We start from the raw sequence: 14,144 nt of genomic DNA, 5'->3' as shown, positions 1-14,144 counted from the left end.
TCACCACGCCAACGACGAGGGGCTCCGCCATGTCACCGACCCTGCTGACCAGCCCATTTCACCCCTCCAGCACAGGATGAAAGAGCCTCACTGAGTGCTTCTGCCCTGTGAGGTGTGTCTGATTTAGGTCAGGTTCCGCGCCAGGTGAAGGTGAGCTTCACCGGTGAGGCGGCGGGCCACGAGGTCGATCCAAGCGCGGTGGATCATGGCTTCGGAGCGGTGCGGATGGGTCTTGTAGTCGCGGGCGAGGCGGCGGTGGTGAATAAGCCAGACAATGCTGCGCACGTGGCTGTGTAGGGAACTTCTGGTTCTGCGAATTCTCAGTTCGCCCAATTCTCCTTGTGTGGCCGTACCTTCGGGGGAACCGCGGGTGAAGGAGGGCACCGTATGAGCGGCGAGGGGACGGCAGGGCGATCGGGCAGGGCACGTCTGTGGCCGACGTGGGGGACGTCGATGTCATCAAGGTCTGCCGTTCCTCGCGCTGGACGGGATCACCGCGCCGGACGCGGTCACCATGGACCCGCTTCCGGCCTCTCCCTCCTTGTGCTTCCTCCTTCCTGCGGGCGCCGCCGGCTGGCGTCTGCCTCATACCACCGCCTGCGGGTCCTCGGTACAGGTGGCGCTGCCCCCGGATGACAAAGAAGCACCGCCGGACCGTACTGGCTGATCCGGCGATCGCAGGGTCTGACGTCGGCTGCCGTGTGGTATGCAGCGCTGGAGGCTGTCGCGAAGCGGTGGCCCGTGCGTCAGCCGCGTACTGAAGCCACAGTGGGTCAGCTATGGGTTCCTGCCGCACGGGAACGACGTGGGGCCCTCCGTAGTCAGGGCCGGTGACAGCATGGCGAGTCGTACGCCGCTATCGAGCCGCTACCTGCACTGACGCAACCGGAACGCCCGTGATCCGGACGTCCTGGCCGCCCAGCGCCCGGAACGCGCCCGTATCCCAGCGAGAAGGGCATCCGCGTGGGCCGCCCTCTCAACTCAGTGGCCTGAGCGCCGCTCCGTGACCGTCGGCGATCCGACACGAGCGGCTTCGCCGCAGGAACAACCCCGTCAGGTCCTTTCGGGCTTGCGGGCCAGGAAACAGGCGTGCGGTCTGTTCACACGTCCGCCGGGCTCCTGTTCCAGCCTCGCGGTGACGACGAGTCCGGCCTGCTCCAGCAGGCCGACCATGCGGTCCAGTGGCATGAGATACGACTCGTAGGACACCGGACGGCCATAGCCCTGGGTCGGCTGCAGCCGTTCATCGCCGACATAGTCTCCCCAGAGCAGGTGGCCGCCAGGGGCGAGCGTGCGGTGGAACTCGGCGAACACCGCCGGCAGCCACTGCGGGGGCGTGTGGTGGGTGGAGTACCACGCCAGGATGCCGCCCACCTCGTCGTCGCTCATCTCCAGCGCGGTCATCGAGCCCTCGGTGAACCGCAGGCTCGGATAGGCGTGCCGGGCGAGCTCGATCATCTTCGGCGACAGATCGACGCCGAAGGCGGGCACCCCCAGCCCGGCCAGGTGCGCCGTCACGCGGCCGGGGCCGCATCCCAGGTCCGCCACCGGCCCCAGACCGGCCGTCTGCACTAGCTCGGCGAACCCCGCCAGCATCGCGCGTGACAGCGGGTCCATCTCGGCTGGAGGCGGGACCCGTTCGACGTAATCGGTGGCGACCGTGTCGTACGACTCGCGCACAGCGGTCAGAAAGGAGGGCTCAGTCATGCGGGCGAACCTAGACCAGAGAGCCGACAGGCCGTGTCACGACCTTGAGTTGACCTGCGCGACATCACCGCCGCAGACACTCGGCCAGCACACCACTCCGGTGATCGTTTCCGGTCAGAGCGCTAGCGACTCGTCCCGTCCGGTTGTGGATATCGGATGCGGCGGAGGGGATGCAGCTGCGGTAGGGGTCCAAGACGTCGAGCCCGTCACCGAATGGGGTGAACCGGCCTCTGACCGGTTCCACCCCGGCCGCGGTGCGTGCCGCGACCGGTCTCGGATGCCACGTTCAGCCTTCCGCGTCCTGGACGCCCTCTGTCTGTTGGATGTGGTCCACGCACCTGGACGCTGAGGGGACCTGAGGGTCGTTGATCACCGTTCCGCCTTTCACGCGAAACGCACCGTGAGCCTTTTGTCCTCCGGGTTTGCCTCATCGGCCTTGGCGGCTCTGATCAATACTGACGCGATCGCATCGAATGCTTCTGCGCCCATCTGTTCCCGGCTGACCGCGGAGTTCTTCCAGACGATCTCGACGGGGCGTTCGACGTCTGTGCTGAGGCGGTCCCACAGGGCGTGGAGGTTGTGCCCGTAAAACGGGCCGAAGTCCAGGGGGCCGGCGAGGGCGTGGTGCAGGTCCGCATGAGTTCGGATCTGCGTCCCGTCGATGGTGACGCGCATTGTGTCACTTCCAGTTCGGCAGTTGGTAGAAGTGGAGGTAGTGGTCGCTGGTGACGTACGCCTGACCATCGCTGGAGTAAACCAGACGCCAGCCGGGCTGCTTTGACCTCTTCATCATGGGATCGATGCCGAGGTCGGCTTCATACCACTGCCGCCCCGGTGCGTCGGGCAGGCGCTGCGCCTTGGGGTCTGTCGGTGCGTTGTCGTACTTGTCGCCGCCGATCTGGCCCCCTGGGACTTTGTTGCCGAGCGCTTTGCCCTGTTCCCACCCCGCCTTACTGGCCTCGGCTTTGGTCATGTACTCGGGAGGGAGCTTGCCGTCCTTCTTCAGGCCGGCGATCAGCGGGTTGGCAGCTTCTGCCGCTGCGAGGTCCTCTTTGTACCTGGCGCAGAGGCGCTTGAGGGGGCCATCCGCTGTCACAAAGCGCGCGTAGACGATCTGCGGGCCATCGGCGGAGTATCGGGCGGGGACCACCGGCCGAACAGTGCAATGTCCGTTCTTGCGTTGCTCCTCCTGTTCCTCGAGAAGGCTGTTGATCTCGGTGGTGCCGATCGCCAGGGCATCGACATAGGCGGTGGCGAAGCTTTGGAACCTGACCGTGGCCCGCCCGCCCGACGCGTTGGCCCGCTGCTGCGCCTCCGCAGCGGCCTTCGCGTCGGCCTGGACGAAGGCCGCTCCGGCTGATGTGTCGCGGCACGAGATAGTGCCGGATGCGGTGTTGCCGACGATGGGGACGGTCTTCTGTCCGCTGATGCACCCGCTGGCGGGAATCCCGCCCACCGATACGTCAGTCACTGTCATGACGACCGTCAACCGGCCCGTGGCGATACGGGATTTCTCTTTCGGCGTCACCGTACCTGTGAAGTTTCGTTGATCAGGCACCCCGCCGCACTGCACTTCAGATCACCGGCGATCTTCAGATCGAAGCCGACTCCTTCGTTCCGGGCCTGCGCCAGTTCCCTGGTGTGCTGCTCCAACGTTTCGTACATCCGCGAGCCTTCGGCTTGCGATAGCACGGCAATGTCCATGCCCGTGGAGTCGACCAGGGCGCGATGCGCCGTCATCGATCGTGGCAAATCAGCAGTCGCCGTCGGAATCGGCGACGGCAACTTCGACCTCATATTGGGCGGCTCAAGCCGCAGAACCTGGTGCGGCGCGTCCTTGGAGACGTACAGGTACCCCTCGGTGGTGTCAGCCCGCAGCGCGCGAACCCCATTGATCTTGAATACAGGGACCTGCGGGTCGTCGAGTGATGGCAAGCCGGGATCTGCATCCAGTGCGGCTGAGAGCCTGTGGGCCAGCAGGGGAGGGGACGCAAACGTGTCGAACATCCGGTCGAGGGGTGCGTCCTGTCCCGGCCCGTTGGTCGACCACTGGCTCACGGGCCTGCCGCTCGGTGCCTTCCCGTCCTTGGATGTGCCGGCGGAGTGCCGGTAGAAGTTCCGGCCGCCGACACGCAGCACTTCGCGGTCAAGGTTCTGCAGCGTGCGCCAGCCCGTCGTCCCGAACTTGTCTCCGTACGCGGTCGCCGTGATCTCACGCTGCTGTCGGCTGCTCGCCGAGGTGTCCTTGTACCGGATCCCGGGTGCTTCGGCCAGGGCGGCTATCGCCTGGTTGAAAGGGGCGCGGTTGCGAGCCAACTCCCGCGCCTCCTGCGACGACGAACCACTTTGCAGCAGTGACGCAGCGACTATGGACACAGCGGCGACGACCCCGCCGGCCAGCAGCAGTCTCCAGCGCCGCCACCACGGCCGCACCCCCACCGGCTTCGCCCCGTCGTCCAGCTGTGGACCCTGTACGGATTCCGGACCAGTCACATTCCACCCCGCTCGCTCGATAGCTCGGAGCCACGCCCCGCTGCCGACTGGATCACCCGAGCAGGTGGGGATGAAGGTGGAGTGAAACCGGCTGGGCCCGGACCCAGGGGCCCTGGCTTGGACGCACGGTCCAAACAAGGCACGCTTGGGCTCCGGGGAGCGGACGCCGATGGTTCCACCGGTGCGGATCTTTGGTCGAGCCGACCGTGCGTGGGGGCCTGCCAAAGCTCGCCGCGGTGCTGGAGGCCGAAGTCGGGCGGGACGTAGTGGAGTTGGCTGGCGAGGTGGGCACCGTGCCGATGCCTCGGCGGCTCGTCGTATGGCGCGCGTGCGGCGGTGAATATCGGCGTGCGTGCGGCAGATCTCGAGGTCACCACGCGGGTGAACGATGCCGATGCGCCGTGGCGTTGGTCACCCGGGTGATCGGTGGCTGGCCGCCGAGTGGGGTGTGGCGGCGATGGTTGTTTCAGGTGTGCAGGAAGTCTGCCAGGGCGTCGGTGCGTTCGGTGCTGCCGGTGGATGTCCGCAGGTAGGCCGGGCTCGTGAGCAGAGTGCGGTGGAAGCATTCGACCTTGCCGTTGGTCTGCGGCCGGTAGGCGCGGGTGAGCTTGCCGGCTGCACCGAGGTCGGCCAGGGCTTGGCAACAGGCGACGCTCTTGCGGTAGGGCCAGGCGCTGTCGGTCAGCACCCGTTCGAGGCGGTCGATGCCCGAGGCGGCGAAGAAGGCCTCGGCCCGGCGCAGGAAGTGTGCGCAGGTGGCGGCCTTTCGCCTGCGTGGATGTCGCTGTCGGCCAGTCGGCTGTGGTCGTCACGGCGGAGTGGATGCAGTCGAAGGCCATGTTGCGGCGGCGGGCGCGGCTGGCCTGGCGGCCCAAGGCCTTCCCGGCGTCGGGGATCCGTCCGAGCTTCTTGACGTCGATTTGGATCAGTTCGCCGGGTCGGTCGCGTTCGTAGCGGCGGATGAGCCGCCGGTAGGCGGGTCCAAGCGGTCACAACTTCAGCCGCCGTGGCGAGAGTTGGGGTCATGCGGGTGATCTAAGCAGTCTTGACGGGGCTGCCCTGGAGTACGTGGGGCGGGGCCAGGCGACATTCGGCATGCCCGGCCTGCTGGCCGTACAGCGAGCCCCTGTGTGGCGCGCGAAGGCCGCCTGCAGGGGTTGCGGGTCGGCGACGGCTCGGTGAGCGGTGCAACGCCCCAGCGCCCCTCGGCAACACGGCTTTCGCGCCGATCGCCCCGCTCGACTCCAAGTCGCCCCTTCCGACCGGGCGCCGGCACCTTCAGCGCAGCAGCATGGGGCCCTCAGCGGCGCCCGCTCATGACGCTGCGCAGCAGGTCGACGATGGGTTGCACCGGGACGGTCGGGTCGAAGGCGCGTTGGACGCCGAGCCCGATGCCGAGGCTGAGCAGGGTCAGGGCGGCGGTGTCGGCGGGCAGGGCAGGTGTGATGCCGAGTTCGTCCGCCTGCGCCCGGATCAGGTCCGCGAGGGTGCCGGTGACGGTGCGCCGACGCTTGGCGAGTTGCTCGCACACTCGCTTGTCGCGGCGGTTGGCGGTGGCGAACTCGACTTCCAGCGAGGTCCACGAGCTGTCGCCGATGGTCTCGTCGGCCCAGCGGGCGAATCCTGCGATCCGGTCCTCGAAGTGGGGCGCGTCACCCATCGCGGCGGCCAGCTGTGTCACCTGTTCCGCGGCGATGCGGTCGAGCACGGCCAGGCACAGCTCGTTCTTGGTGGCGAAGTTGGAGTACACCGCCCCCTTCGAGTAGCCCGCCGCCTCGGCGACACGTTCCATTGACGTTGCCGTGAAGCCGTCGTTCAGAAAGAGCGCGTACGCGGTCTCGAGGACGTGTTCGCGGGTGCGGGCCTGGCTCTCGGCCCGGGTCAGTCTTGCCACCCCCGCAGGATACCGCTAGCTTTCGGATTCCCTTGGAATTCCAATACCGGGAGAATCTATGGCGGGCTGTCAGCGGCGCGGGCTGGTCGTCGGGTGCGGCGGGCCCCTCGGCTTCGCATGGGCGGTCGCGGCGCTGGCCGCGGTGGAGGAGCAACTCGACTGGGATGTCCGCACGGCAGAGGTACTGGTGGGGACGTCGGCGGGGGCGGAGGTCGTGTCCGTGCTCGGGTCCGGCCGGTCGGTCTCCGACCTGCTCGCCGCACTGCAGGGCCAGTCCGACGCGGACCCGCTGCTCCTGCGGCACGTCGGCGCGCATCCGGGCGCCCTGCCACCGGTTCCGTGGCCGGGGCTGCCGGGCGCCGGGCTGACGGCGGCGGCAGCCCGCGGCCGTGTGCCGCTCGGGTCGGGGCTGCTCGGCCTCCTGCCGCGCGGCCGTGGGGATGCGGGGTGGCTGCGGGGCTTCGGCGCCGCGCTCGCGGACGGCCACACGTGGCTCGCCTCGTCACGTACGTGGCTGGTGGCGGCCGAGACGCGCACCGGCAGACGGGTCGCCTTCGGTTCGCCCGACGCTCCGGTCGCCGACATCGGCAGCGCGATCGCCGCGTCGTGGGCGATCCCGGGCTGGTTCCCTCCCGTACGGATCGAGGGGCGCGCCTACCTCGACGGCGGGGTGTTGTCGCCGACGTCGGCAGACCTCGTTGCCCCGCTCGGCTTGGACGAGGTGGTGATCGTCGCCCCGATGACGACGTCCGGCGGCGCGCCCGCGAGCGGACTGAGCCGCCTCGAACGTGTGGTGAGGCGCTGGATGACCCGAACCCTCGACGCGGAGGAACACCTGCTTCGGGCAGCGGGGACCCGCATCGTCCGGATCGAGCCCGGCGTCGAGGAACTGGCAGTCATGGGCTTCAACTTCATGGACGTCGCCCGCCGCCCGGCCACCCTCGACGTCTCCCTGCGTACCGCTTCCGACCGTGTCTCGCGAGCCATCGACAGGAGCACAACGTCATGAGCGCCCACTTCGAGGTCATCGTCATCGGCGCCGGCATCTCCGGGGTGGGCGCGGGTGTCCGGTTGCGCGAGGCCGGGATCCGGGATTTTCTGATCATCGAGGCCGCCGACGACTTCGGCGGCACGTGGCGGGCCAACACCTATCCGGGTTGCCAGTGCGATGTGCCGTCCCGGCTCTACAGCTACTCGTTCGCGCCGAATCCGGACTGGGCGAGGGTGTACGCGCATCAGCCGGAGATCCTCGCCTATGTGAAGGGGGTCGCCGACCGGCACCGGCTGCGCGAGCACACCCGGTTCGGCGTGCGGGTGACCGAGGCGCACTGGCAGCCCGACGTGGCACGGTGGCGGATCAGCACCAGTGCCGGCGAGTTCACCGCCCGGTTCCTGATCGCCGGTGCCGGGCCGTGGAACGAGCCACTCATACCCGATATCCCGGGCCTGGCGGAGTTTCCCGGCGAGGTGTTCCACTCCGCGCGCTGGAACCACGACTACGACCTGCGCGGCAAACGGGTCGCGGTGCTCGGCACCGGGGCATCGGCCGTGCAGTTCGTCCCGGCCATCGCCCCGCAGGTCGACCGGCTCCACCTGTTCCAGCGCACTGCCCAGTGGGTGCTGCCCAAGCCGGACCATCGCATACCGAAGGCCGAGCGGTGGGTGATGCGGCGCGTGCCCGGCGCCCGGGCCGCGCTGGCCGCGGTGGAGTACCGGGCCATGGAGCTGCTGGGCCGTGGATTCCGCAGGCCCTCGCTGCTGCGCGGCGTGCAGGCCGTGGCACGCGCACACCTGCGTGCCACCGTCCGCGACCGTGAACTGCGCCGCAAACTGACCCCCGACTACACCATCGGCTGCAAGCGGATCCTGTTCTCCAACCACTACTACCCGGCCCTGACCCGCCCGAATGTGGACGTGCACGCCTGCGCCGTCCGAACGGTCGACGGCAGCACCGTGCTCGGCGCCGACGGCAGCAGCGCCGAAGTGGACGCGATCATCCTCGGCACGGGCTTTCACATTCTCGACATGCCCCTGTCGAACGTCATCCACGACGGCGCCGGACGGTCCCTCGCCGACCATTGGCAGGGCTCCCCCGAGGCGTACCTCGGTACCGTCACCGCCGGGTTCCCCAACGCGTTTCTGCTTCTCGGTCCCGGCCTGGGCACCGGACACAGCTCCGCGTTCACCATCCTCGAAGCCCAACTCGATCTCGCCTTCGGCGCGATCCGCTCAGCACGCGCCGAGGGTTGGGCGTCGGTCGAGGTACGCCGGGACGTGCAGAGCGCCTACAACACCGAACTGCAGGCCGCCCTCGCGGGCACCGTCTACAACACCGGCGGATGCCGGAGCTACTACCTCGACGCCAACGGCCGCAACAGCTTCAGCTGGCCCTGGTCCACCGACCGACTCCGCACGCAGGTGGCACGCTTCGACGCCCGCGACTTCACCGTCATCCGTCCCACCGACCGGCAGGAGCTCAGCCCATGAGATTCCCTTCTGTCGACATGCGCGGCGCCGACAGAGCGGAGACGAACAAAGTCCGGCCCGACAGCGTCATCGACCTCGGTGGGAAACGGGACCGGACGGCACCTACCGACTGAGTTAGCGGGCACCCGTAAGCCGGATCAGACACGACGCCGTGTGACGACCTGGCCCAGGACGTCGCACCGGTCCGTGCGTGACATTGCCGTCACACCGGCGCCGGAAGACCGCGGATCATGTCTGCAGCCTTTTCCGCGATCATGATCGTGGGGGCATTGGTGTTGCCCCGCACCACGGTCGGCATCACCGAGGCGTCCACCACCCGCAGGCCGCTCACGCCGTGCACCCTGAGCCGGGAATCCACGACCGGGCCGATGGAGCATGTGCCCGCCGGATGGTAGAGGGTCTGCAGCTCACGCCGGGCGAAGTCGAGAAGGTCGGCGTCGTCCGTGGAGCGTGGTACGTGGAAGTCGGCCCGGCGGTGCTTGGCCAGGCTGGGCTGGTCGGCGATGTCGAGCAGCATCCGCAGTGCCCGGATCATCGTGGCGCGATCCTCTTCGGTGGTCAGGTAGTTGTGCAGGATGTGCGGCTTGGCGCTGGGGAGCGCCGAGCGCAGGGAGACCTTGCCCCGACTCGTGGGGGCGAGCAGGACCGCACCGAACATGAAGGCGTGGTCGGTCACGGGGCTGATGCCCTCTTCATGGAACATCACCGGTGTGGCGTGCACCTGGATGTCGGGGGCGTCCAGGCCCTCACGAGTGCGGTGAAACCCGCCGGCCTCGCCCAGGTTCGAGGTGAGCGGGCCGCGGCCCTCGGTCTCCAGCAGGCGGAGGTTGTCCGGTGTTTCGGCGGTGAACAGCGATTCGGTGTCGGTGAGGTAGCACAGCCCGACATGGGGATGGTCCTGCAGGTTCTCCCCGACGGGGAGGTCGATGCGGGGCGTGATGCCGCGGGCCGCCAGGTCACCGCCCGGGCCGATACCGGAGAGCATGAGCAGCTGCGGAGAGTTGTAGGCACCGGCCGCCAGCACGACCTCCCGTTCGGCGCGCAGGCACAGCAGTTCGCCGTCCCGGTCCACCTCGACGCCGGTCGCACGGTCGCTGTCGAGCAGCACGCGGGTGCACTGGGCGCCGGTCAGCACCTCGAGGTTCGGCCGGGACAGGGCCGGCCGCAGATATGCGTCGGCCGTGCTGCAGCGCAGACCATCGCGCTGAGTGAGGTGGTAGTAGCCGACGCCGTCCTGTTCGGGGCCGTTGAAATCGCCGGTGTAGGGGTGGCCGGCTTCCTGTGCCGCCGTCACATAGGCGTTCATCAGCGGATGTCGGGAGCGGCCTTCGCTGACCGTGAGCGGCCCGCCGGTGGCGTGCCACGGTGACGTGGCGCCCGTGAAGTCCTCGGCGCGAAGGAAGTACGGCAGGACGTCCTGCCAGCTCCAACCGTCGGCGCCGCCGGCCGCCCAGGCGTCGTAGTCGCGGCGATTGCCGCGTATGTAGATCATCGCGTTCATCGAGGAGCAGCCGCCGAGCATGCGGCCGCGGGGCAGATAGCGACGGCGGCCGTCCAGCCCCGGTTCGCACTCGCTGAGGTAGCTCCAGTCGTACTTTGTCTGGAAGAGCTTGCTGAACGCCGCCGGAACGTGGATTTCCGCGGCATCGTCCACAGGTCCTGCCTCGAGCAGCAGTACACGCGTGTTCTCGTCCTCGGTGAGCCGGTCCGCCAGCACGCACCCGGCCGATCCAGCGCCCACGATGATGTAGTCGTACACCTTTGCCCCCTCGCCCCACCCGGTTGCTCGATCCCTTCACCCAAGCGCTAACAGCCGGGGCATCACACCGTGCTCTCGGCCATTGTCGAGGGGGTGTCAGCCGGCGCGGCCGACCTCGTGCAGGGAGGCGACGGCCTCCACCAGGGCGCGCGGGTTCTCCCAGTTGAGCATGTGTCCGGCGTCCGGCACGGTGACCAGCCGGGCGCCCGGTATCCCCGCGGTGAGGCGCCGGGCGTGGCTCGGCGGTGTGCTGCGGTCGGCCGAGCCGACCATGACGACGGTGGGAACCGTGATCTCGGGCAGGCGCGGATAGTGGTTCTCGCGCGAGAAGGCCCGGACGATCGGCACGAGCAAGGCGTGGTCCTGGCGTAGGAAGACGTCGAGGAAGATGTCGATCATGGCCGGAGAGGGGCGCTTTCCGCACTGGGCGGCTCCGAAGAGGATTCCGCCGGTCCGGGTGCGTGCCAACTGCTGGAGGACGCCCGTCTGCAGCAGCGGGATCTGCAGCCGGTTGTGCGGTGCTCCGTCGTAGATGCGGCCCGCCCAGGTCGCGAACAGCACCAGACCGCGCAGCCGCCGGGCGACGCCGGGATGGTCGAGCACAGCGCGAAGCGCGACGAACCCGCCCATGGAATGCCCGACCAGCACTGCGTCCCCAACGTCGAAATGCTCCAGGACCGCCAAATAGTCCTGCGCCATCGGGCGGGAGCCGATGCCGTCCGCACCGCAGGTGGAGCCCCCGTGGCCGCGCTGGTCGAAGAGGATGACACGGTGACCGTTCGCCACCAGGGTGGCCTGCACCAGGTTCCACTCCAGGAGCGAGACACCGTAGCCGTGGGCCAACACCACAGGGGGTCCTTCACCCGCGACGACGGTGCGCAACACCGTCCCGTCGGGCCGGGACAGGAAGACCTCCTCGCCCTCGGGCTCACGACACAGCACTTCGCGGGGCACGGGATCCGGCTGACGCTCTATGCCAGCGGCTACCGCCCGCGCGGCGAGGGCAGCAGCGCCGACCCCGAAAGCACCCCAGGCCAGTTTAGATTTCATCGAAATCCCTTGGGTTTGTTCTCGTGTTCCGCCGGCCCCGGGCCGGTGCGCACTGACGGCGCCCATTGTGTATTGCCGTGTGGATGTGGACGGCGGAGTGCCAGGGTTTGGCTGGGACTCGCCTTTCCTGCTTTGAGGCGGGTGCTTGTAGTGAGCCTTTTCCAATCTGCGGCAGAGCGCGGCAGGGTGGCCGAGATTGCCATGCTCGACTGCTTCATGCGCCTTCGGCGTCCAGTCGCTATTTTCCTCGTTCGCACTGTGAGCGGCCTTGCCGGTCTCAGGCCGACGCTGGGAGTTGCAAGGCAAGGACAGCCTTGACGATGTCGGTCATGCGGGTGTTGCTGCAACGGAGTTTGCGTAGGAGACGCCAGCCTTTGAGAGTGGCGTTGGCCGGCTCGCCGATGGCGCGGATCTCGGCCTGGGAGGAGTTCACCGCTCGCTTGCCGGCCGGGAGCGTGCTCCAGCGGCCCCGGTAGGGCACGCGGATCGTGCCCCGGGCTCCTTGTGCTCAACGTGGAGGGCCTGGACGGCCATCCGGTCCAGCGCACCGTGACGGGCGGAGTCGCCGGCGGCGGCGCCATCGGCCCGGCCCGCGCGGCGCGCACCATCACCGTCACCGCCCTCGTGCTGGGGTCCACGTGCTGCGGCGTGGACTGCGGCCTGCACTGGCTGAGCGAGGTGTTGTGGGGCTGCACCGGCGGGGAGTGCGACCGGGACTGTCCCACGGTCAACGGGTGGGCAGGAACTCCACGGTGAGGATGTCCGCGCCATGCTGGCATTGGCTGCTGCTGCATCCCATGCCGGTGCGGCGGATGCCGCGGGGGCCATCGGTGAGGGCGATACGGCGCAGCGTGCGCCGGTGCCGGGCGTTGATCTCCGCCGCGATCATGTCCTCGCTGGGACAGCAGTTGGGTTCGGTGGTGGCCGCGGTGAAACGTCTCGACGACCTCACACCACGACGAAGCCACCATCGCCCGCTATCGGGACGCGCCCCTGGCCACCGCGGCGGACATCAGCGAGGACGTCGCCGCGGCGGGAGTGCGGCCGTGAGCGACTGCCGTTGCCTGCTGCAGCCAGGAATGACGCTCAAGTCTTGAAGGTTGCTGCGAGCGCCGCACTTCGGTGGGCGTGGCGCTCGCGGGGGCCTTGGGGGAGCGGCCGACTAGTGGTCGATGTAGAAGCGGATGGCCGTGCCGTCGGGGCCGGTGTATACGCGGACGAGGTCGGTGACGGTGTGCACCAGCAGCAGGCCCCGGCCGCCGCGCTGATCCCGGGGGACCGGACGGCGCCCGGCGAGCGGGTCGCTCAGATGCCCCTGGTCGCGGACCTCGCACACGACCTGGGAATCCTCGGCCCAGATTCGCAGGCTGCCCGAGCCGCCGCCGTGCACCACGCTGTTGGTGGTCAGCTCGGCCACGGCCAGCGCAAGATCCTCCAGACGGACTGGGGACAGACCCAGCTGTGCGGCCCGCTCTACCGCGAAATGCCTGACGGCCGACAGCTCGTGGACCGCGAACATCCGGGACTCGGCCACGGGGGGAGCCGGCAGGAGCGGCTGGTTGTACTGCGCGACGACCTGCCAGGGTGCATAAGAGGTGCTGGGCTGCTCACGGCTGTCTGAGACGACGACCGGGTGGGTGGCGTACGCGTCGATGAGCACCTTCTCGTCGAGGCGGTCGGCGTCGTACGGACACAGGATGGTCACGTCCCTGCCCCGGAAGGCCGGGTTGATCAGCGCCTCATGCTGTACGCAGGCCGGGTACTCCAGCCTGCTGCGGCCGGGCCAGATCGGCTCCCCGATGATCCGCACCCGCGTCTGCGGGTGGGCGTCGGCGAAGGCCCGTAGCACGTTCGGGATGATCCGGCCGGGGTTGCGGCCTGCCTCGGTCATGTCGAGGAAGTGCACGGCTGAGGCGTCCTGGCCCAGACTCTCCTTGAGAAGGGCCAGGTTCGAGCCGGGCACGGCGACCGCTACCGGTTGCCCGGTCTCAAGGCCGCCCTGGATGAAGGGCACTGTGCCGTGCAGGTACTCCTGCTCGCCCCGGTAGAAGAGGGCGGGGTGCACAAATGCCTCAGTGGTCGTCGGGGCAGTCATCGGGCCACCACCTCGATCGCGGACAGATCCGGCCAGAACATGTCCAGCAGCCGTCGCAAGGTGGCAGGCGGCTGTTTGACCACGATGCGCCGCCCGGCGGGAAGCTCCTGGGCGGCCACCGCGAGGGCCGAGGCGCCGGCCACGTCGATGAAGGTCACAGCGGACATCTCCAGGTGGCACACCTTCTCGTTGCGCAGCGCCAGCTGCTCCAGCGCCTGCTCCCATGCCGGGCACGTGGCCAAAGTGATCTCGCCGGCCGCCCGCCATCCCGCGCGGTCCGTCAGCGGGCGCAGCTGTAATCCGTGTCCGGTGGCGAGCGGCGCTGCTGCCGCTACATCCGCCTCTCGCGAAGTGTCCATGCCACCACCCCGGTGTGTGCCGATTGCGCGCCAGTATTCCTTGTTCCGTGCTCGCCCGGACCAAGTGGCCGGTGCGTACTTCGTCTTACGACGCTGCCGGCTACACCTGCCCCGTCCTGTCGCAGCTATGCACCGTGGGCGCTCCGCCCGCGCCGTCGTGCCCGATGGGCTCGGGAAAAAGTACTGCCCCTCATGAATCCATGCCAGCGCGCGACTCTTGCCGGCATACCGGACACCACTGGCCTGGTCGTCATCTCGACGCTGGATATCCGGGTTAGGCCGTCACGGACAGGGAAGGTG

General features: G+C 68.7%; 13 protein-coding genes and 3 pseudogenes. 3 read left to right on the top strand and 13 right to left on the bottom strand.

The window, feature by feature from the left end; translation table 11 throughout:
- Positions 1-128 precede the first annotated feature (128 nt).
- From ACZ7L6_RS42625 to ACZ7L6_RS42595, 7 genes and pseudogenes are all read right to left on the bottom strand, one after another.
- Positions 129-282: pseudogene (locus tag ACZ7L6_RS42625) on the bottom strand (IS5 family transposase); the annotation flags it as partial.
- 771 nt (positions 283-1,053) lie between these two features.
- On the bottom strand, positions 1,054-1,707 hold the full coding sequence (locus tag ACZ7L6_RS42620) for a class I SAM-dependent methyltransferase (protein WP_471933783.1): 654 nt from the start codon (positions 1,705-1,707) through the stop codon (positions 1,054-1,056).
- Between the two features lie 384 nt (positions 1,708-2,091).
- Complete coding sequence (locus ACZ7L6_RS42615; RefSeq protein ID WP_471933781.1) at positions 2,092-2,382, bottom strand: barstar family protein; 291 nt, start codon at positions 2,380-2,382, stop codon at positions 2,092-2,094.
- Positions 2,383-2,386: 4 nt separating this feature from the next.
- Positions 2,387-3,235: a hypothetical protein gene (locus ACZ7L6_RS42610; protein WP_471933779.1), complete on the bottom strand. Its 849-nt coding sequence runs from the start codon at positions 3,233-3,235 to the stop codon at positions 2,387-2,389.
- Positions 3,232-4,200: a hypothetical protein gene (locus ACZ7L6_RS42605; protein WP_471933777.1), complete on the bottom strand. Its 969-nt coding sequence runs from the start codon at positions 4,198-4,200 to the stop codon at positions 3,232-3,234. Before ACZ7L6_RS42605 ends, ACZ7L6_RS42610 begins: the two co-directional genes overlap by 4 nt.
- 370 nt (positions 4,201-4,570) lie before the next feature.
- Positions 4,571-5,185 (bottom strand): annotated as a pseudogene (locus tag ACZ7L6_RS42600) (integrase core domain-containing protein); the annotation flags it as partial.
- Between the two features lie 315 nt (positions 5,186-5,500).
- On the bottom strand, positions 5,501-6,094 hold the full coding sequence (locus tag ACZ7L6_RS42595) for a TetR/AcrR family transcriptional regulator (protein WP_471933775.1): 594 nt from the start codon (positions 6,092-6,094) through the stop codon (positions 5,501-5,503).
- Between the two features lie 58 nt (positions 6,095-6,152).
- Between ACZ7L6_RS42595 and ACZ7L6_RS42590 the strand changes: the two genes are divergently transcribed.
- Both ACZ7L6_RS42590 and ACZ7L6_RS42585 read left to right on the top strand, forming a co-directional pair.
- Positions 6,153-7,103, top strand: coding sequence for a patatin-like phospholipase family protein (locus ACZ7L6_RS42590; protein ID WP_471933773.1), 951 nt, complete (start codon positions 6,153-6,155; stop codon positions 7,101-7,103).
- Positions 7,100-8,581, top strand: coding sequence for a flavin-containing monooxygenase (locus ACZ7L6_RS42585; protein WP_471933771.1), 1,482 nt, complete (start codon positions 7,100-7,102; stop codon positions 8,579-8,581). Before ACZ7L6_RS42590 ends, ACZ7L6_RS42585 begins: the two co-directional genes overlap by 4 nt.
- 202 nt (positions 8,582-8,783) lie before the next feature.
- Here the strand turns inward: ACZ7L6_RS42585 and ACZ7L6_RS42580 are convergent, their stop codons facing one another.
- The 3 genes and pseudogenes from ACZ7L6_RS42580 to ACZ7L6_RS42570 all read right to left on the bottom strand — a co-directional run.
- Positions 8,784-10,340: a GMC family oxidoreductase gene (locus tag ACZ7L6_RS42580; RefSeq protein ID WP_471933769.1), complete on the bottom strand. Its 1,557-nt coding sequence runs from the start codon at positions 10,338-10,340 to the stop codon at positions 8,784-8,786.
- A 96-nt stretch (positions 10,341-10,436) separates the two neighbouring features.
- Positions 10,437-11,390 carry an alpha/beta fold hydrolase gene (locus tag ACZ7L6_RS42575; protein ID WP_471933767.1) on the bottom strand — a complete coding sequence of 318 codons (954 nt, stop codon included), beginning with the start codon at positions 11,388-11,390 and terminating at the stop codon, positions 10,437-10,439.
- 277 nt (positions 11,391-11,667) lie between these two features.
- Positions 11,668-11,895, bottom strand: a pseudogene (locus tag ACZ7L6_RS42570) (IS5/IS1182 family transposase); the annotation flags it as partial.
- On the opposite strand from ACZ7L6_RS42570, the gene ACZ7L6_RS42565 reads away from it, so the two are divergent.
- Positions 11,895-12,146 (top strand): hypothetical protein, encoded by a 252-nt coding sequence (locus ACZ7L6_RS42565; RefSeq protein WP_471933765.1) that lies wholly within the window; start codon positions 11,895-11,897, stop codon positions 12,144-12,146. The pseudogene ACZ7L6_RS42570 and the gene ACZ7L6_RS42565 overlap by 1 nt on opposite strands.
- On the opposite strand, the gene ACZ7L6_RS42560 is transcribed toward ACZ7L6_RS42565, so the two are convergent.
- The 3 genes from ACZ7L6_RS42560 to ACZ7L6_RS42550 form a co-directional block, all read right to left on the bottom strand.
- Positions 12,118-12,342 (bottom strand): hypothetical protein, encoded by a 225-nt coding sequence (locus tag ACZ7L6_RS42560; RefSeq protein ID WP_471933763.1) that lies wholly within the window; start codon positions 12,340-12,342, stop codon positions 12,118-12,120. The genes ACZ7L6_RS42565 and ACZ7L6_RS42560 overlap by 29 nt on opposite strands.
- Before the next feature lie 210 nt (positions 12,343-12,552).
- A complete protein-coding gene (locus tag ACZ7L6_RS42555) occupies positions 12,553-13,485 on the bottom strand; it encodes an anti-sigma factor RsbA family regulatory protein (protein WP_471933761.1) in 933 nt (310 codons plus the stop codon).
- Positions 13,482-13,844, bottom strand: a complete 363-nt coding sequence (locus ACZ7L6_RS42550; RefSeq protein ID WP_471933759.1) for an STAS domain-containing protein — start codon at positions 13,842-13,844, stop codon at positions 13,482-13,484. Before ACZ7L6_RS42550 ends, ACZ7L6_RS42555 begins: the two co-directional genes overlap by 4 nt.
- Positions 13,845-14,144 lie beyond the last annotated feature (300 nt).

It is taken from the genome of Streptomyces sp. NPDC107522 (assembly GCF_055657525.1).
This window is presented reverse-complemented; position numbering and strand designations above follow the sequence as displayed.